This is a genomic window from Pedobacter suwonensis (assembly GCF_044762335.1).
In the GTDB taxonomy this organism is placed as follows: Bacteria; Bacteroidota; Bacteroidia; order Sphingobacteriales; family Sphingobacteriaceae; genus Pedobacter.
This window is the reverse complement of the sequence record NZ_JBIWEB010000001.1, coordinates 228,302-248,591: the sequence shown is the minus strand read 5'-3', so window position 1 is coordinate 248,591 and position 20,290 is coordinate 228,302. Positions and strand designations below refer to the sequence as shown.

At 40.3% G+C, this 20,290-nt stretch carries 12 protein-coding genes; all 12 read left to right on the top strand.

Annotation, left to right across the window (positions count from 1 at the left end; all coding sequences use genetic code 11):
• Nucleotides 1-536: 536 nt before the first annotated feature.
• The 12 genes from ACIQXP_RS00935 to ACIQXP_RS00880 all read left to right on the top strand — a co-directional run bounded on the left by ACIQXP_RS00935 (nt 537) and on the right by ACIQXP_RS00880 (nt 20,283).
• Nucleotides 537-3,224 (top strand): DUF5695 domain-containing protein, encoded by a 2,688-nt coding sequence (locus tag ACIQXP_RS00935; protein ID WP_387504349.1) that lies wholly within the window; start codon nt 537-539, stop codon nt 3,222-3,224.
• Nucleotides 3,225-3,938: 714 nt separating this feature from the next.
• Nucleotides 3,939-5,336 (top strand): aminopeptidase P family protein, encoded by a 1,398-nt coding sequence (locus ACIQXP_RS00930; RefSeq protein WP_387504350.1) that lies wholly within the window; start codon nt 3,939-3,941, stop codon nt 5,334-5,336.
• Nucleotides 5,337-5,686: 350 nt separating this feature from the next.
• Nucleotides 5,687-7,357: a M1 family metallopeptidase gene (locus ACIQXP_RS00925; protein ID WP_387504351.1), complete on the top strand. Its 1,671-nt coding sequence runs from the start codon at nt 5,687-5,689 to the stop codon at nt 7,355-7,357.
• Nucleotides 7,358-7,690: 333 nt separating this feature from the next.
• Complete coding sequence (locus ACIQXP_RS00920) at nt 7,691-8,608, top strand: dihydrodipicolinate synthase family protein (RefSeq protein ID WP_387504352.1); 918 nt, start codon at nt 7,691-7,693, stop codon at nt 8,606-8,608.
• Nucleotides 8,609-8,622: 14 nt separating this feature from the next.
• Nucleotides 8,623-10,209 carry an aldehyde dehydrogenase (NADP(+)) gene (locus tag ACIQXP_RS00915; RefSeq protein WP_387504353.1) on the top strand — a complete coding sequence of 529 codons (1,587 nt, stop codon included), beginning with the start codon at nt 8,623-8,625 and terminating at the stop codon, nt 10,207-10,209.
• Nucleotides 10,202-11,203: a 4-hydroxyproline epimerase gene (locus ACIQXP_RS00910; RefSeq protein WP_293743543.1), complete on the top strand. Its 1,002-nt coding sequence runs from the start codon at nt 10,202-10,204 to the stop codon at nt 11,201-11,203. The genes ACIQXP_RS00915 and ACIQXP_RS00910 overlap by 8 nt, the downstream gene beginning before the upstream one ends.
• Before the next feature lie 39 nt (nt 11,204-11,242).
• Nucleotides 11,243-12,484, top strand: coding sequence for an NAD(P)/FAD-dependent oxidoreductase (locus ACIQXP_RS00905; protein WP_387504354.1), 1,242 nt, complete (start codon nt 11,243-11,245; stop codon nt 12,482-12,484).
• Nucleotides 12,485-13,026: 542 nt separating this feature from the next.
• Nucleotides 13,027-13,929, top strand: a complete 903-nt coding sequence (locus ACIQXP_RS00900) for an AraC family transcriptional regulator (protein WP_293743545.1) — start codon at nt 13,027-13,029, stop codon at nt 13,927-13,929.
• A gap of 76 nt (nt 13,930-14,005) precedes the next feature.
• Nucleotides 14,006-15,781 carry a DUF885 family protein gene (locus tag ACIQXP_RS00895; RefSeq protein WP_387504355.1) on the top strand — a complete coding sequence of 592 codons (1,776 nt, stop codon included), beginning with the start codon at nt 14,006-14,008 and terminating at the stop codon, nt 15,779-15,781.
• A gap of 43 nt (nt 15,782-15,824) precedes the next feature.
• A complete protein-coding gene (locus ACIQXP_RS00890) occupies nt 15,825-17,273 on the top strand; it encodes an APC family permease (protein WP_387504356.1) in 1,449 nt (482 codons plus the stop codon).
• A 7-nt stretch (nt 17,274-17,280) separates the two neighbouring features.
• Nucleotides 17,281-19,641, top strand: a complete 2,361-nt coding sequence (locus tag ACIQXP_RS00885) for a S9 family peptidase (protein WP_387504357.1) — start codon at nt 17,281-17,283, stop codon at nt 19,639-19,641.
• A gap of 150 nt (nt 19,642-19,791) precedes the next feature.
• Complete coding sequence (locus tag ACIQXP_RS00880) at nt 19,792-20,283, top strand: DUF6265 family protein (protein WP_293743549.1); 492 nt, start codon at nt 19,792-19,794, stop codon at nt 20,281-20,283.
• Nucleotides 20,284-20,290 lie beyond the last annotated feature (7 nt).

The following is a 20,290-nucleotide window of genomic DNA, read 5'->3' as shown; positions in this document are numbered from 1 at the left end:
TGCATTATCATTTTCCAATCAGGTTGGGAATGGTGATGCGGTGAGTAAAGTGCTTTTCACGCCAATGTTTTCGAATAAGCTGACTTCTTAAGCTATCATCGTTGCTGAGATGGTCTTTTCAGCAGCCTATGTAATCCACTCCTGTATTATCTGCGTTTTCTGCGGGAAATTAAATGGGTTTAATATAAACTTTGTCAGTCTGAGCTTACCGAGGATCCTTCCACTTATCGATCAATTTTTTTAATGTTCTTATATCCCTTATGTAGTTAATAATTTGACGTAGGAAAGCAATTCATGCTATTTACCATCTGATCTGCCATTCACTTATCTTAGGGCGCTGAACTTACTATAAATACACCAATTCTTTACCGATTTTGCGCTATTTTAAGATTTCGGTACATGCTTTACTTTTAAATTTTACTTTTGGTTAACTAAATTCACAAAATCTGCGTTTCGTCATGATTATTGAGCCAATAAAAAATAAATATTTATTCTTAAACACTTTTAAAGCAATATTTTGCTTTATTTTATTTTTAGTGAATATTGAGGTTGTCCAGGCCCAGTCGCCGTGGATTGCCTTAGGGAAAAGGCCTTCCACTTTAGGTTTGGAAAATGGTTTTTCATCTTATAATGCCGGGGCGTTTAATTTAAAGCTCGTTAAATCATCTCAAACCGTAGCAGGTCTTCAGCCAAAATTGGTTAAAGATTTCGATTTTGTACCCGGCGATAGTTTAAAAGTGCGGAGTTCAGATGGTCTGTACCACTTGGGCGATATCAATTTAAAATTACGCTACACTGGCGAAGAAGGCTGGAAGAGCTACAGCACTGCGGCAAAACGGAGCCCTGTAAAAAGCATCCAGGTAGGTAAAAATGCCCTTGCAGCTGCTGATCTTGCAGCTACACTTCCTGCTGATATTCCATTACAGGTGAAAAGGACCTGGGAAATGCTTAATGGGAAACTTGTACTGCGTTTCGAACTTAAAAATAAAACGGATCGAAACGTTGAAATTGGTGCATTGGGAATACCCATGATTTTTGACAATATTTTAGAAGGGCGTACACTGGAACAGACCCATGCCAAGAATGTATTTTATGATCCATACATTGGAAAAGATGCCGGTTATTTACAGGTTACCCGCTTAAGCGGACATGCGCCTTCGTTACTGGTTGCACCATTAGGGCATACACCGTTTGAGGCTTACAATCCACTTAACGACGACCGTACGCCAAGAGGAATTGCTTTTGAAGGTTTTTACGAATGGATGGTGTATAGTAAAGCCTATGCTGAAAACGAGTGGAAAAATGCCGAGCAATGGAACACCCCAACTTCAACAGTTTTAAAACCAGGCGAAAGCAGGAGTTACGCCCTTCAGTTTATTCTTTCGGGTACCGCGAAAGATATCGAGAATAAGCTGATTGAAAACAAGAGACCGGTAGCCATATCTGTTCCGGGTTATGTGCTAGCGAGAGATGTTGAAGGGAAACTATTCATAAATTACCCCAAAAAGATTAAAGCTATTCAGGTTCAGCCCAAAAATGCCTTAAGAGTTGTGGCGTCAGGCTCAACCAAAAACGGTTGGAAAAGTTATTCGGTAAAGGGGGATACATGGGGAAGGGCAAGGTTATCCATTACTTATGAAGATGGCTTGGAACAAACCATAAACTACAAAGTGATCGATCCTGAAAGCAGTGTGATTGCGAGTTATGGTAATTTTTTAACTACCAGGCAGTGGTTTAACCAGCCGGATCCTGTTTTTAACAGAACTCCTTCGGTGATTACCTACGACAATGAAAAGCAACAGCAGGTAGTTCAGGATAACCGGGCATGGATTTCTGGTTTAAGCGATGAGGGAGGTGCAGGTTCGTGGTTAGGCGCCATCATGAAACAATTGGTACAGCCCAAAAAAGAAGAAGTAGATAAACTAAAACAATTTGTAGATAGCGTAATGTTTGGCAGGTTACAGCTTAAAAGCGGCCCCCAGAAATATGGTGTAAAAAAGAGCTTGTTTTACTATGCACCAGATTCACTTCCTAAGGGTACTTATGATGCAAACATTAATTTTAAAGTATGGTCTGCATGGCCAAAAAAAGAGGCTGATAACCTCGGCCGATCTTACAATTACCCGCATGTTGCAGCAGCCCACTGGGTGATGTACCGTTTGGCACGTAATTATAGAGGTCTTATAACAGAGCAGAGCTGGAAACAACATCTTATTGATGCTGCCGAAACAGGTATGGCTATGGTTAATATTGCACCTTACTATTCAGAGTTTGGCCAGATGGAGGGTACAGTATTCTATCTCATCTTAAACGACCTCAAGAATGAGGGATTAACCGCAGAAGCTACCCGGTTAGAAAATGAAATGAAAAAACGGGCCAACCACTGGCGCTCGTTGCAATATCCATTTGGTAGTGAAATGCCTTGGGATTCTACAGGTCAAGAAGAAGTTTACGTATGGTCGAGTTATTTTGGCTACCAGGATAAAGCAAATGTAACGCTTGATGCCATCCTGGCCTATATGCCTGTATTGCCGCACTGGGCGTACAATGGTAATGCCCGTAGGTACTGGGATTTTCTTTATGGCGGTAAACTTTCGCGTATAGAAAGGATGATCCATCATTACGGTTCAGCACTTAACGCCATTCCCGTTTTAATGGATTACCGTAAAAACCCTGGCGATTTCTATCTTTTACGAGCAGGTTATGGCGGCCTGTTGGGCGGCATTTCTAACATTACCCAGGAAGGTTTTGCGCCAGCAGCATTCCATGCTTATCCATCAACTTTGAAAAATGACGGGATTACGGGCGATTATGGCTCTGGTTTTTTTGGCTACGCGGTTAATACCGCCTCTTACATTTTAAATCATCCTGAATTCGGATGGTTAGCTTTTGGTGGCAATCTGAATAAAACTGGCAATACGGTCAATGTTAAATTAACTACGGCAGCAAAATCATCAGTTTACATTGCGCCAGCAGGGCTTTGGATCAGTCTTGATGCCGGTACCATTGATGAAGTAAAATATAATACGATAAATGGTGAAATCCGGCTAAAACTTGCTAAAGCGGGTGAATATACGGCTAACGCCTTACTGCGGTTATCGCAACCTGCAAAAGTTAAAGGAACTGGTGTTTATTCAGTAAGAAGTAAAAGCACAGAGAAAAGGGGAGGGTATGAATTCCCGCTTGAAAAAGATCACACCACCGAAGTCATTCTTCAAAAATAATAGACCATCACCTTTAAACATCTATCCGTTTTATCCGTAGCGTTTTGAAAGGCGCTACGGATGATGGAATAAAATAGAGTCTCCGACTCGTTGTTTCGCTATCGAGTTTAAAACTCAACACCATTCATTAATCCGTAGTACACCTGACAATACGGACAGACTGGAATTGAATAGAGTCTCTGAATCGTTGTTTCGCTATTGAATTTAAAAATCAACACCATTCATTAATCTGTAGTGATGCTGCGCTTAACCCTAGGGACAAAATTGAGATAACGATTAGATAATAAGAAAATCTAATTATGAGTTATTGAAATAAGATAATGAGCGGTTTGAAGTTTCTATATTATAGATAGATTTAATACCGTTCATTATATAAATTGATAATCAAATTGATAAAATTATTATAATATCTTTTTTAAAACGATCTGCTAATAAAAAATTGTTAAAATAATAAGTAATACTTTAAATGAAATATGTCAATATTTTAAATTTCAATAATTTATATATAAATTTTATAAATAACAAGCATGACAGCAGTATATGGCTTGATTTTTAACTGATTCTTCATTTCTATTTCGTTAAAATGAAATTTATTGTGACTTTTAGGGCGGATTAATAGCTTATAATTTGCAGATACATCCCATATTTTAGCCAGTGCAATTAATTGTTATTGAATAAAATTAGCTTTTGGGATATTTGCTTAACTGAAAAAATATGTTTGAAAAGAAAGTTTACCTCGAAAGAAGAGCAGCATTAAAATCAAAAATAAATTCGGGAATATTACTCTTTTTGGGTAATGAAGGTAGCCCGATGAATTACAAGGACAATACCTATCATTTTAGGCAGGATAGTACCTTTTTATATTATTTTGGTATCAACGATCCATCCTTAGGCGCCATAATTGACCTGGATGAAGAGGAGACAATTCTTTTCGGTGATGAAATGGGCATTGATGATATTGTATGGATGGGCAGGCAGAAAACACTTGAAGAAAAAAGCCTGGATGCTGGCCTAACCAAAGTATTGCCCTATGCACAGCTAAATACTTATCTTAAACAATACTTAGATAAAAAACGTGAGATTCATTTCTTACCACCTTACCGATCTGAAAATAAAATTAAATTGGCCAGCTGGCTCAACCTGTCTATTGATCAACTTAAAGAAAAAGCTTCAGTTAGCTTTATTAAGGCGGTAGTAGCACAACGGTCAGTTAAATCTGTTGAAGAAGTTGACGAACTGGATCGTGCGGCAGCAATATCTGCTGATATTCATTTAATGGTGATGCAGCAGGCTAAACCTGGTATGTATGAACGCGAACTTGCCGCTAAAATTCAAGGTGCTGCATTGGCTTCGGGCGGAAATCTGGCCTATCCTGTTATTTTAACCGTTCGCGGAGAGATTTTGCATAACCATTACCATGGCAATCAGCTCAGGGAAGGGCAACTGGTATTAAACGATTCCGGTGTAGAAACCGGTTTAGGCTATGCTGGCGATCTTACACGTACTTTTCCTGTAGGCAAGAAATTTACTGCTGAGCAAAAAGATGTTTATGATATTGTATTGAATGCTTATACGCATGGCAAAAATATGCTCGCCCCGGGCGTAAGGTACTTAGATGTACATTTGGCTTCTTGTAAAATGCTGGCGCAGGGTTTAAAGGATATTGGCCTGATGAAGGGTAATATAGAAGATGCGGTACAGGCCGGTGCGCATGCCATGTTCTTCCAATGTGGAACCGGACATATGATGGGCTTAGATGTACATGATATGGAAGATTTAGGTGAGCAGTATGTAGGTTATACCGATGAGCTGACCAAAAATACTACCCAGTTTGGCTTAAAATCGTTAAGATTGGGCAAAGCGCTGGAAAAAGGATATGTGTTAACGGTAGAACCAGGTGTTTATATTATTCCGGAACTGATCGATCGTTGGAAAGCCGCTAATCAGTTTGCCGAATTTATTAACTACGATAAATTAGAGCAATTTAGAAACTTTACTGGCATCAGGGTTGAAGATGATTTTCTGATCACAGATAATGGAAGCCGGATGCTGGGGAAATATTTGGCCATAACTACTGAAGAAATAGAATCGGTTAGAAGCGAAGCTTATTAAGATAGGCTGCTATTTGGAATAAAAGATTTTTTTGTTTTGGAGCGCAGGGTCATTCGTTTTTTTTAAAGGAGGTTCCTGCCATCCGCTTTATTCCGATGCTAATTTCAGTGCCGATTTATCGGTAAAGGATCGGAATGCCCGCTCCTGTCAGGGCTAAAAACACAGGCTGATGCACGGGATAGAAACGGGATGTTTGGCACAAACCCAGGTTAAATAAACCTGATAGAACGGATGCTCCCGATTCTTCATCGGAGCAGGAGGGATAGCAGGGCTGCCGTAACCGATGAAAAGCTGAAAGTGCTTTTCAAATTAAGCATACGCTATTGCAACATGATAACCAGCAAAAAAATATGAAAAAAATAATCTCCTTAAACCTAGTTTTCTTAACGTTGAGTACCCTGCTATTTGCGCAGTCACCAACAAAAGTTTATACTTTGGCCGACACCTTAAGGGGCAGCCTGAATGCCGAACGGACCTGGTGGGATGTACAGCGTTACGAACTGGCTGTTAAGCCAGATTACAATGATAAAAGCATCATGGGTTCAAATAAGATCGTTTATAAAGTAGTGCGTCAAAATAATGGCAACACCCGCATGCAGATCGATTTGCAGGAACCCTTAATTATTGACAGCGTTTTATATAATGGCGGTTCAAAGTTAAAATTCGAACATGTAGGCAGTGTGTGGTATGTACATGTACCTGCACAAAAGTTATCTGCTTTGAATAATGTCCATATTTTTTACCATGGAAAGGTTCACCAAGCCAAAAAAGCACCCTGGGATGGTGGTTTTATTTTTACTACCGACTCGCTTTCGCGACCGTGGATGACAGTGGCCTGCCAGGGCTTAGGTGCTTCGGTGTGGTATCCGAATAAAGATCATCAAAGCGACGAACCGAATTTAGGTGCTTCTTTAACCATGACCGTTCCGGATACGTTGATCGCCGTGGGTAATGGCCGCCTGGTATTTAAGAAAGATAACCACGATGGAACCGCTACCTATCAGTACAATGTTAAAAATCCGATCAGCAATTATTGCATTATTCCTTACATTGGCAAATACGTAAATTTTAAGGAGAAATATGCCGGAGAAAAGGGCGCACTTGATGTGAACTATTGGGTACTGGATTATAATTACCCCAAAGCGAAAACCTACATGCCTGATCAGGTACATAAAATGATGAAAAGCATGGAGTATTGGTTCGGGCCTTATCCTTTTTATGAAGATGGTTATCAGTTGATCGATGCTTCGCATACGGGTATGGAACATCAATCGGCCGTTTCTTATGGCAACGGTTATAAATTCGGCTATAGAGGTAAAGATATGTCGGGTAATGGTTGGGGGTTAAAGTGGGATTTCATCATCATTCATGAAAGTGGGCACGAATGGTTTGGCAACAACATTACCACTAATGACCTGGCCGATATGTGGGTGCATGAAAGTTTCACCAACTACAGTGAAACACTTTTTGTAGATTATACTTTTGGCACTAACGCTGGAAACGAGTATAATTTCGGTATTAGAAAAGGTATCAGAAATGATAGCCCCATTATTCCGCCTTATGGCGTAAATGCACAAGGCAGCGGCGATATGTATCCAAAAGGAGGCAATATGCTGCATTCCATCAGGCATAGTTTAAATAACGACCAGCTTTTTAGATCCATATTGCGGGGGCTAAATCAAACTTTTTATCATCAAACGGTAACTACTGCACAGATTGAAAATTATATTTCCAAAAAAGCAGGTTACAATTTTTCAAAAGTTTTTGATCAGTATCTCCGTACGGTGCAGATTCCGGTATTCGAATATTACCTTAAAGATGGCAAAGCTTTTTACCGGTATAGCAATTGTGTTAAGGGGTTCAACCTGCCTTTAAGTCTGAAAAAAGAAGGCGTTACAACATTAAAAATAATACCTTCGCAAAACTGGCAGCAGGTTAGTCTGGCCAAAGGTCAGGATGCACTTTTTACAACATCGGGTATCGAATTTATGTATTACCTTCAGGTGAAAAATACAAAATAAATATCTTCGGATAGAATAGGTAACAGGTATTTTTCTATTCAGCTGATTTAGAGGAGTTGTTGTGCAATAGGATAACTTTTTTATTCATCTCTCGTTCTTTTTATTAATGAATTTTGCTTTCTAATACCAGATTTATCTGGTTGAAGTGGCGCATTTACGACCATTATCGGTTAAAATCTAACAATATTGCTGCCTGGTGATTCCCTAACTTTGAACATCATTTAAACGCATTGATTGTGGATCAATGATGGGGTAATATTTGCCGATGTATCCTGGCTTTTTGGGAATTGGCGAGATGAATTTTGAAAATATTTATTAAAACATAACATTAAAATGAGTATCAAATGGACTGGGGTTTTCCCGGCTGTAACCACTAAATTTACAGCAAACGATGAGTTAGATTTTCCAGCGTTCGATTTAAATATCGAAGCGCAATTAGAAGCAGGTGCTGAAGGAATTATATTAGGTGGATCGCTGGGCGAAGCCAGTGTACTAACGGATGAAGAAAAGTTTGGTTTGTTATCACATACCTTAACAGTGGTAAATGGTCGCGTTCCGGTTTTATTGAATATTGCAGAATCAACTACAAAAAAAGCAATCGAAGTAGCTAAAAAAGCAGAATCACTTGGTGCGCAAGGTTTAATGCTGTTGCCGCCAATGCGCTATAATGCCGCTCAGGATGAAACATTAGCCTTTTTTGGTGCTGTTGCAGAAAGCACCAGTCTGCCGATCATGATTTATAACAATCCTGTTGATTATAAAATCGAAGTAACTTTGGACATGTTCGAGGTTTTAACCAAATACGACAACATCCAGGCCATCAAAGAATCAACAAGAGATGTATCAAACGTAACCAGATTGATCAACCGTTTTGGCGACCGTTTTAAAATCTTTACCGGAGTAGATCCTTTAGCAATGGAAAGTATTGTAATGGGTGCACATGGATGGGTTGCAGGTTTGGTTGATGCTTTCCCTAGAGAAACCGTTGCTATTTTCAGGTTGGTTAAAGAAAATCGCATTGCCGAAGCATTGAAAATTTACCGTTGGTTTTTACCTGTGCTTGAGTTGGATATTCATGCAAAATTGGTACAATACATTAAATTAGCAGAGGTGGCAACCGGATTGGGAACTGAAGCGGTTCGTGCCCCGCGTTTACCATTAAGTGGTGCAGAAAGAGAGAAAGTATTGAAAATTATTAATGATGCATTAGCTGTTCGTCCGGAATTACCTGCAGGTAGTTGGGGCAAATAGTTTAAAAATCAAATATGAACGGAAAAAATATTGTAGCCGGTACTTATATTGAAGTTAATGAAAGAAGCCTTAAAGCTGTTAATCCCGCAACGGGATTAACGCTTGATGGCGAATTTTTCAAAGCTAACGAAAAACTGGTTGATGATGCCTTAACAGCAGCAACAGCTGCTTTTCAAAGCTACAGAAACTTAAACAAAGATCTTAAAGCAGCATTTTTAAATGCCATTGCCGATGAAATTGCCAATCTTGGTGAAGAACTGGTAAACAGGGCTTCAGCAGAAAGTGGTTTGCCTTTAGCCCGTTTACAGGGTGAGTTGGGCAGAACTACGGGTCAGTTAAGGTTATTTGCCAGTTTGGTTGCAGAAGGCTCTTGGGTTGATGCCATTATTGATACGGCATTACCTGACAGACAGCCTTTACCGAGACCAGATATCAGGCGAATGCTCATTCCAATCGGACCAGTAGTGGTTTTTGGTGCAAGCAACTTTCCGCTTGCTTTTTCTGTTGCAGGCGGCGATACCGCATCAGCGCTAGCTTCTGGTTGTCCGGTGGTGGTTAAAGCGCATCCCGCACATTATGGAACCAGTGCTTTGGTAGGTGGTGCCATTATTAAAGCAGCAGAAAAAACGGGAATGCCTAAAGGTGTTTTCTCTTTGTTATATGATGATGGTTACGCTGTTGGTGCTGGGCTGGTTCAACATCCCTTAACTAAAGCCGTAACGTTTACCGGTTCGTTTAAAGGCGGTATGGCCTTAATTAACCTTGCTCAACAACGTGAACAACCAATTCCGGTTTTTGCAGAAATGGGCAGTATAAACCCTGTAATTTTTCTCCCGTTTGCCATAGAAAATCAGGCAGAAGAACTGGCTAAAAAATATGCAGCATCCATTACCTTGGGAGCAGGTCAGTTTTGTACCAATCCCGGGTTATTGTTAGCCATACAATCGCCTGCACTCGAAAACTTTAAGACTGCTTTAAAAGAGGCCATTTCAACCGTTCCATCGGCAACAATGCTTACCGAAGGTATTGCCCATAATTATGGCAAACTTTCTGCTGAAGTTGTAAATGAAGATGGTGTCGTGCTTTTATCGGCATCAACGGTGAAAAATACGGAACTTCAAAATCAATCAGAAGCGAAAATAGCTCAGGTAAGTGCTGCCGATTTTATTAAAAATCCAAAACTACGCGAAGAAATTTTCGGACCATATTCTCTGTTGGTTGTTGCCCAGGATCATGCTGAACTGGAGCAGGCCGTTGAAGTGTTAGAGGGTCAGCTTACCGTTACTTTAATGGCCGAAAAACAGGAGCTTAGAGATTACCAGGCTTTGGTAAACAAGTTAACTGATAAAACCGGAAGAATTATACTGAATGGTGTGCCTACAGGTGTAGAAGTTTGTGCGGCCATGCAACATGGTGGTCCATTCCCTGCAACCAACGATAGTCGTTTTACTTCTGTAGGCTCTACCGCTATCAATCGTTTTGTCAGGCCTTTGGCTTATCAGGATTGGGAGCAGGAGTTATTACCAGATGAATTGAAAGATGGCAACCCGCTGGGTATTTTCAGAACGGTCAATCAACAATTAACGAAATCTCATGAGTAAAACTTTTTTTTGTGTAGATGCACATACCTGCGGAAATCCGGTTAGGTTAGTGGCAGGTGGAGGGCCTCAGCTTACCGGCTCGAACATGAGCGAAAAGCGTCAGCATTTTCTGCAAGAATTTGACTGGATCAGGAAAGGCCTGATGTTCGAACCACGCGGGCATGATATGATGTCGGGTAGTATTTTATATCCACCTCATGATCCGGCTAATGATGTAGCTGTACTTTTTATCGAGACCAGTGGATGTTTGCCAATGTGTGGGCATGGTACCATCGGTACCATTACCATTGCTATTGAAGAAGGGCTTATCCAACCGAAAATACCAGGGCAGATCAGAATGGAAGCGCCAGCAGGATTGGTATTGATCGAGTACAAGCAGGATGGAAAAAAAGTAAAGTCTGTTAAGCTGAAAAATGTAGCTTCTTATCTCGCGGCTGAAAATCTCCAGGTTGAATGTCCTGATTTGGGTACGCTTACTTTTGATGTAGCTTATGGTGGAAATTTCTATGCCATCGTCGATCCTCAGGAAAATTTTCCGGGATTAGAAAATTACAGTGCTTCGCAGTTGATTAGCTGGAGCCAGATCATCAGAAAACGCATCAATGAACTTTACAGCTTTGTTCATCCACAAGATCCTACGATAAACGGCTGTAGCCATATATTATGGACGGGAAAAACTATTGATCCTACATCAACGGCCAGAAATGCTGTTTTTTATGGTGATAAAGCCATTGATCGTTCGCCATGCGGAACCGGTACTTCTGCCCGTTTGGCACAGTGGTTTGCCAAAGGAAAGCTAAAACGGGGAGAGGATTTTATCCATGAGAGTTTTATTGGTAGTAAGTTTATCGGAAAAGTAGAGGAAGTTGTTGACCTAAACGGAATCCAGGCCATTATACCAAGTGTAGAAGGCTGGGCAAAAGTTTACGGCTACAATACCATCAAAATAGATCCCGAAGACGATCCATATGCATATGGGTTTCAGGTGATCTAAAAGTAAAAAAAAGAAATATCAGCAGAATAAGTTAAAAGCATGTCGAAAGTATTAATTATAGGTGGTGGAATAGTAGGTCTGACGTCAGCATATTATTTGCAGAAAAGGGGCTACGAAGTAACAATTTTGGATAAGGGAGATATTACCGACAACTGCTCATTTGGTAATGCAGGGATGATTGTGCCGAGCCATTTTGTTCCTCTGGCAGCGCCGGGAATGATACAGCAGGGGATCCGCTGGATGTTCGATAGCAAAAGCCCTTTTTATGTGCGCCCTTCATTAAACGCAAACCTCGTTAGCTGGGGCTTGAAATTTATGAAACATGCCACAGCAAAACATGTAAGCCAGGCGGCAGTACCATTACGTGATTTATCTTTGCTGAGCAAAAAACTATATGAGGGCCTGGCTAAAGAGCCGGAGTTCGATTTCGAATTAACCAAAAACGGCATTCTGGCATTTTACAAAACAGAAAAAGCTGCTGAAGAGGAGGCGCATTTAGCTGCACGTGCAATAGAACTTGGGCTAGATATGGCCGTACTTACTGCCGATGAATGCCGTGCTTTACAGCCAGATTTAAAATTAGATGTTTTGGGAGCAGTACACTATCGTTGTGATGCCCACCTTTACCCAACAAAATTGATGGACGCCCTGCTCAAATATCTAATAAAGAATGGCGTTAGTATACAGCGTAACAAAGAAGTTGATAAAATTGAAACATCAGGAAATCGCATTACTAAGGTTTTTGCGGGTAATACCTCCTGGGAAGCAGATGAATATATTTTAGCAACCGGTTCGTGGTCGCCTGCAGTGGCTAAAATGGCCGATGTTAAAATATCTTTAATGCCAGGTAAGGGGTATTCATTTATGGAGCCCGAACCTCAGCAACGCGTAACTATCCCGGCATTGTTATGTGAAGCCAGGGTGGCCATCACACCAATGAATGGTCAGATCAGGTACGGCGGAACAATGGAATTAGATAAGATCAATACCCGCATTAATATGCAACGGGTTAAAGGGATTGTTGAATCCGTTCCGGCATATTTCCCTGATTTAAAACCGGCAGTTCCTGCAGAAAAAGATATCTGGTATGGTTTCCGCCCCTCATCACCTGATGGTTTGCCATATATTGGCAGATGCAAAAAAAGAGAAAACCTGATCATTGCTACCGGCCACGGTATGATGGGCTTAAGCTTAGGACCTGCAACAGGTTTGTTGGTTAGTCAGATCGTTTCAGGCATCGCAACTGATATCAATATTGAACCCTACGCATTGGTTCGATAATTTTTAGATTTAAGTTAGTCGGGATTTTTAATCCCGACTTCAACTTTTCAGTCCTATAATAGTAGATTACAAATCCAGTTACGTCCGGATTTCAAATCCAAACCAGCCTGTTAGTCGGGATTTTCCGACATATTTCAGATCCCAGCCAGCATTTCCATTACCGGTTTTTTTAATTCTCCGTTAGTCCCGTCTTTAACTTTCAATCCTTTAACAGTGGATCACAGATCCAAAGTTCGCAGGGGTCTGGATTACAAATCCAGACAAGCTTTTGTTAGCCGGCATTTGTAATCCCGACATATTTCAGTCACTTTGGTTTGGTTATCCAACAGGCCGGTATAATCTTAAACATTGGATTTTTAACGGGTTATGATCGACCCAATTATATTAATGGTGCTTCATAATCATCTGGTTGAGGCCTAAAATCCGTCATATTTTATCAAATTATAGCAGTATTTTAACCTTATCTGAGTTTTATTGGGTTATTTGAGTTAATATTTATATATTCAATTCATAATAATCAACCAAACCAAACTAACTGGATTATGAAAGTATTACCTTTTACCATGCTTGTTCCTGATGACAAAAGTGTGATATCGGAACAAATCGAATCTCCATATTTTTATCAATACCTGCACCGCCACGATGAATGGCAGATCACGTATATAGAAAAAGGTGAGGGGACATTAATTGCTGGAAATGATATGCATGCCTTCCGGTCTGGAGATGTTTTTTTAATTGGAGCCAAACTTCCGCATCTGTTTAAAAGTAATCCCGAGTATTTCGCCATCGACAGTAATAAAACCATTAAAGCATGTTCTATTTACTTTAATCCAAATGGCATATTAGCTGCTTTGTTTAATCTCCCTGAAATGAAGCTGGCCAGTGCTTTTTTAGCTAAAAACAAGCATGGTTTCAAAGTTCCGGCTGCATTTACCAAAAATATAGTAGGTAAAATGCTGAATGTGCACCACGCAGCAGGGGTTGATGTATTGTTTAACTTCCTGAAAATGGTTAACAGCCTTCAGGATTTGAATGAGAATGTAGAACCTTTATGCTCCGATATGTATTCTTCCAACGTAACCGAAAATGAAGGTATGCGTCTAAGTAAGATCATTAATTTCATCACCGAAAACTATAACAGCCAAATTTCATTAGAAGATGTGGCGAATGCAGCGTTTATGACGCCTCAGGCTTTCTGCAGGTATTTCAAAAAACATACTGGTCATACTTTCGTGTCATTTTTAAATGAAGTTAGAATCAATGATGCCTGCAAAAGTCTGATATCGGGAGAAAAAGCGGATTGCATTTCAGGCGTAGCCTATAAAGCTGGTTTTAATAGCATTACCAATTTTAACAGGGTGTTTAAAAGCATTATCGGCCAATCACCAAGAGCATATATTGATACCTATAACAATGTAAGCAGGGTAAACTACATCGGCGCTTAAACAACTGCTTTTTTAATATAATGTAACCATTTTTTACAAATGGAGGCAATGCTATTGCCTGTTTTAACCAAACCACATGCAAAATAAACTAAACCTTTTTGCCCTTTTCTTATTGGTGTGCCTGTTATCGGGCCCTTTTGCATGGGCTCAAACTTCAAATGAAAGTTTGTACGAACAAACCAGCGAAATGGGTACGCTGATTGTAGGTTACCAAAAGGATGTTGATGCCATCAACGATTTCTACTATCCTTATTCAGCAGGTGTAACTTATTCTTATCCAATGGCTACTTTTAAAAGTCCGGCCCAAAGGAAACGCCTGCAGGATATTAATCACGATTACTTAAACAAGCTAAAAGCTGCACAATTTGAAAATTTCAGCATTTATGGCAAGGTGGATTATATTTTGCTTAAAAAACAGATCGAATCGTCGGTTTGGCTTTTAAGTAGAGAAGAAACAGATTATAATGCTTTATCAAAGTATTTTACCTTTGCAGACGCCATTTACGCACTCGAAAACCTAAGAAGAAGAGGTACTTATCAGGATGGTGCACTGCTGGCCGCCGGGATAGAAAAAATTGCGAAACAAGTTGATTCCCTAAATCTGAATTTCAAAAAAGGAGCACTTAAACCCGATCAGCTTAAAATGGCAAAAGCCATCAGTTTGAGTTTGAAACATCGGTTAAAGGGCTTTTACCAATTTTATATGGATTATGAGCCGGGTTTTACCTGGTGGGTGCCTAAACCTTACGAGAAATTAGACCTTGCCTTAGCCAATTACGCCAAACTTTTTGATGATGCTGATGCCGTTCCTGCTGTAAAATCAAGTAAACCGGAAATTAAAGGAAATCCTATTGGACGAGAAGAACTCATCAGGCAGTTAAATGCTGAGCTTATTCCCTACACACCTGAAGAACTGATTAATCTTGCCGAAAAGGAATTTAAGTTTTGCGATGAAGAACTTTTAAAAGCATCAGCCGCTATGGGTTATGGAAATGACTGGAAAAAGGCACAGGAAAAAATCAAAAATAGCTATGTGCCATTGGGCAGGCAGCCGGAATTGATTGTAAAATTACAGGATGACGCGCTCAATTTTATCAAAGCCAATAATCTGATCAATATTCCGGCACTTGCAGAAGAAACCTGGGGTATGGTGATGATGTCTGCCGAAAGACAATTGGTGAACCCATTTTTCACAGGTGGGCGCGAAATCAGCATTTCCTATCCTACCAATACGATGGAGGAAGACGATAAGTTAATGAGTATGCGTGGTAACAATCCTTATTTTTCGAGAGGAACGGTGCAGCACGAACTTCTACCAGGCCATCATTACCAGTATTTTATGAATAGCAGATATAAAAGCTATCGCGATCCTTTTCAAACCCCTTTTAGCATAGAGGGCTGGCCTTTATACTGGGAACTTTTGCTTTACGATAAAGGTTTTGCCAAAACACCTGAGGAAAAAATGGGTATGCTTTTCTGGCGGATGCACCGTTGTGCCAGGATTCTGTTTTCGCTGAACTTTCATCTGGGCAGGTGGACCCCTCAGCAGTGTGTGGATTTTCTGGTCGACCGTGTAGGGCACGAACGTGCCAATGCAGAAGGTGAGGTCCGCCGATCTTTCAAAGGCGATTATAGCCCTTTATACCAGGTAGCCTACCTTACCGGCGGTCTTCAGCTCTTTGCGCTGAAAAAAGAGCTGGTAGATAATGGCAAAATGAGCTTTAAGGATTTTCATGATGCCGTGATCAAACAAAACTTAATCCCTATCGAAATGATCAGGGCTACTTTAACTAATCAGCCTTTAACCCGCGACTTCAAAACCTCATGGTATTTTTACGATCAGCTTAAGTAAATAAAATCAACAACCAACCTTCGAACCACCAAGCAAACACAACATGACTGAAAAAGAAACCACACAATTTAAACCCTCGCTTAAGCTGATGGATGCAACGATGCTTGTAGCCGGAAGTATGATCGGCTCGGGTATTTTTATTGTAAGTGCAGATATTACCCGAAATGTAGGCAGCTCTGGCTGGCTATTAGTGGTTTGGCTAATTACAGGCTTCATGACGCTTACTGCTGCATTAAGTTATGGTGAATTAAGTGCCATGTTTCCAAAAGCAGGAGGACAGTATATTTATTTAAAGGAAGCGTACAACCCGCTGATCAGTTTTTTATATGGCTGGAGTTTTTTCACGGTAATCCAAACCGCAACGATTGCCGCCGTAGGTGTTGCATTTGCCAAATTTACTGCTTATCTCATACCTGCATTAAGTGAAGATCTGGTTGCCATTGATTTGGGCTTTTTTACCATCTCACCCGCACAACTGTTGGCCATTGGGGTAATCATATTACTCACCTACATTAACAATAGAGGGGTAAATGGCGGTAAGGTAATCCAAACGACCTTCACGGTGGCTAAATTATTAAGTCTGTTTGGTCTGATCGCTTTCGGATTGTTCTTTCTGAATAAAGGAATCTGGAAAACCAACTGGGAAAATATGTGGGTTTTAGGACCGTTATCTGCCGATGGAAGTATTGGTTCTTACACCACTTTCGCGGCTTTCGGTGCCATCGCTGCAGCGATGGTGGGTTCAATATTCAGCAGCGATTCCTGGCATAATGTGACCTTTATCGCCGGCGAAATTAAAAATCCTGCACGCAATATTGGTTTAAGTTTAGCCTTAGGAACCATTATCGTAACCGTACTCTACCTCCTCACCAACGTAATGTATACCGGGGTGCTTTCCTTACAGGATATTGCCCATGCAGATAAAGATCGGGTAGCTGTTTCAGCCGCCAACCATATTTTCGGTACAGCCGGTACTAACATTATTGCTTTAATGATTATGGTTTCAACCTTTGGTTGTAATAATGGTTTAATTATGGCTGGTGCAAGGGTATATTACTCCATGGCCAAAGATGGACTTTTCTTTAAAAAAGTGGGTATACTCAACAAAAATGCAGTCCCGGGATTTGGATTATGGATACAATGCATTTTTGCCTGTTTATGGTGCATTAGCGGAAAATACAGCGACCTGCTGGATATGATTTCTTTTGTGGTGGTAATGTTTTACATGCTAACCATTTTCGGAATCTTTATCCTCCGTAAAAAACGCCCTGAGGCAAACAGGCCTTACAAAGCCTTTGGTTACCCAGTGCTGCCAGTCGTTTATATCCTAATGGGACTTGCCTTTTGCATACTGCTGATCATTTTTAAACCCAAATTTACCTGGCCGGGATTGATCATCACTTTAATGGGAATCCCGGTTTATTATCTGATTAGAGGAGGTATCGTGCGTCAGGAATTGAAAACGAAAGACCCGGTTGATGTAAAGGGTTAAAATAATAATGATATTCATCAAAATTCAAAAAAGACCTGCAAAACAGCAATACTATATTTACCACAAAAAATCTGTAATGAGCATTTACGCTACCGTTAAAAAATCAATAGCCTTTACTTTATTAAGTTTTGTTTCCGTTCAGTTGCTTGCACAGCAAACAAAGTTGCAACCATATCAGCCTAATGCTGCTGAAGTAGCAGCTGCTTACCAGTTATCGTTGAGAATGGATACTACATTACGTAATATTCCAACCAACAATGAAATTACCCCCTTCTGGAAAAAAGATGGTACCGCATTCTGGTATAGGAAGAATCTTCCTGATAGAACATGGGAATATTATTATGTAGATGCGGCAACAGGTAAACGTCAAACCGCATTTGATCATGATAAACTTGCTCAAAATATAGAAAAGCTTACTGGCAAAAAACAGCATCCGCAAAAAATTCAGCTGGCAGAGCTATATTTTGCCGATCAGGGTACTGCAAAATTAAAAATAGCCGATAAATGGTATCAGTTAAATCTGAGCAATAATAGTTTAACCAATACCACCGATAGTAATATTTATCGCTACAATGCCAGGCGGCCTTTACAACAACGCAGATCGCGCTGGCAGGGAAACCGCGAAATCAAAAAATCGCCAGATGGCAAAAGTGAAATCCTGATCCGTGGTGGCAATCTGTTTGTAATTGATCTGGCTACAAAGGCAGAAACCAGGTTAAGTGCTGATGGAAGTGCTGATAAACCTTACGGTGAATATGCCTGGTCACCTGATAGCAGAAACATAGTGGCCTACAAAATTGATCCGAAAGAAATCAAAAATGTATATTATGTATTAAGTTCTGTTCCCGGAACTACACGTGGCGAATTAAAAACGAGGGAATATGCGCAACCTGGTGATGACTTTACGGCTTATCAGCCCTATGTTTTTAATGTAGCAAAGAAAACGGCCATTAAAGTAGATGCAGATCCGATTGATTTCTTTGGTGCACCAGAATTGCATTGGCGCGGCAATAACAGCAGGTATTATACTTATGAGAAAGTAGACCGCGGTCATCAGCGTTTCAGGGTAATCGAAGTAGATGTTTTAACAGGAAAAACGAGAAACATCATCGACGAGAAAACCAAGACCTTCATTTATGAAAGTCGCATTTATACCAGATACCTGCCCAAAACAAATGAAATATTGTGGACAAGCGAGCAGGATGGCTGGCAGCATCTTTATCTGGTAAATGCCTTAACCGGAAAGCAGCAGTTAATTACAAAAGGAAATTATGTGGTTAGGGACATTGATAGTGTAGATATTGTAAAACGCCAGGTATGGTTCAGGGCAAATGGCATGCATGCTGGTGAAGATCCTTACTTTATCCATTATTACAGAATAGGCTTTGATGGTAAAGGACTGGTAAACCTCACACCAGAAAAAGGTAATCATAGCCTCAGCTTCTCGCCTGATCGAAAATATTATATTGATACTTATTCTCAGGTAAATGTACCACCGGTTAGTGAATTAAGGCTTACTGAAAGCACCAAAAAGGTAAGTGAAATAGAACATGGAAAAACAGATGCCTATTTAGCTACAGGGGTTAAACTGCCAGAAGTATTTGTAGCCAAAGGAAGAGATGGCAAAACCGATATATGGGGAATTGTTTGCTTCCCTTCAAAAATGGATGCTAACAAAACATACCCTGTTATCGAAAATATTTATGCAGGTCCTCATGATAGTTTTGTGCCAAAAAGTTTCTTGCCGGCCAGTGAAATGCAGAGCATAGCCGAATTAGGTTTTATTGTGGTGCAGATTGACGGAATGGGTACGGCTAACCGCTCTAAAGCTTTTCATGATGTATGCTGGAAAAACATAGCCGACTCCGGATTTCCTGACCGGATATTATGGATGAAAGCGATGGCGCTTAAGTATCCAAATGCGGATATTTCCAGGGTAGGGATTTATGGTACTTCGGCGGGTGGACAAAGCTCTACTGGTGCACTGTTATCGCATCCTGAGTTTTATAAAGCTGCGGTTTCAGCCTGTGGCTGTCACGATAATCGCATCGATAAACAATGGTGGAACGAACAATGGATGGGCTATCCGGTAGGGCCGCATTATGGCGAACAGTCTAATATTACCAACGCGGCTAAATTACAGGGCGATCTGTTTTTAATTGTAGGTGAAGCAGATGAAAATGTACCACCAGAATCGACCTACAGATTGGCCGATGCACTGATCAAAGCCAATAAAAATTTCGATATTTTAAGCATTCCAGGCATGGGACACAGCGATGGAGGTGTTTATGGACGTAGACGTAAGCGTGATTTCTTTGTAAAACATTTACTCAATGCCGAAGCGCCAAATCCAAATATTTCAAAGTAAGGTTGGTTTGTTGGTCATTAGTTAATTGGTTAATGTTTCACTGGCTCATTAGTAACTGCGAACTGTTTATTGCCAAGTGTTAACTTCAACTGATCAATGCATACTGAAAATCGAACATAATTTGTTATTTTAGCTATGATAAATTAGGCTATGAAAAATAACTTTTTGGTTTTGGTTTTCTTATGCTTAGCTGTTTCTGCTTTTGCACAGGTGAAGAAAGCTGCAGTAAAAGATTTGGCATTTATGTCTGGAACCTGGGTGCAGAAAAGTGACTGGGGCGATCTGGAAGAATTTTGGAGTGAGCCAAAGGGCGAAAGCATGATGAGCAGCTTTCGGTGTGTTAAGGATGGTAAAGCCTTATTTTACGAATTTGTAGTCATTGAACTTGAAGAAGGTTTGCCCGTGATGAAAATGCGGCACTTTGAGCGCGGAAACATGGCTTGGGAAGACAAAGAAAAGCCCTTACTTTTTCCTTTGGTAACCTTAAAAGGAAAACTTGCGGTTTTTGAAATGAAAGATAAATCGGTAAGGTTAAGTTATAGATTGATTGCTAAAAATAAATTAAGCGTTATACTGGAAGAAAAGGATAAAAACGGTCAGTTAAAAAAAGATATTTTCAGTTTTACCCGAAAACTTTATTAATTTTCCA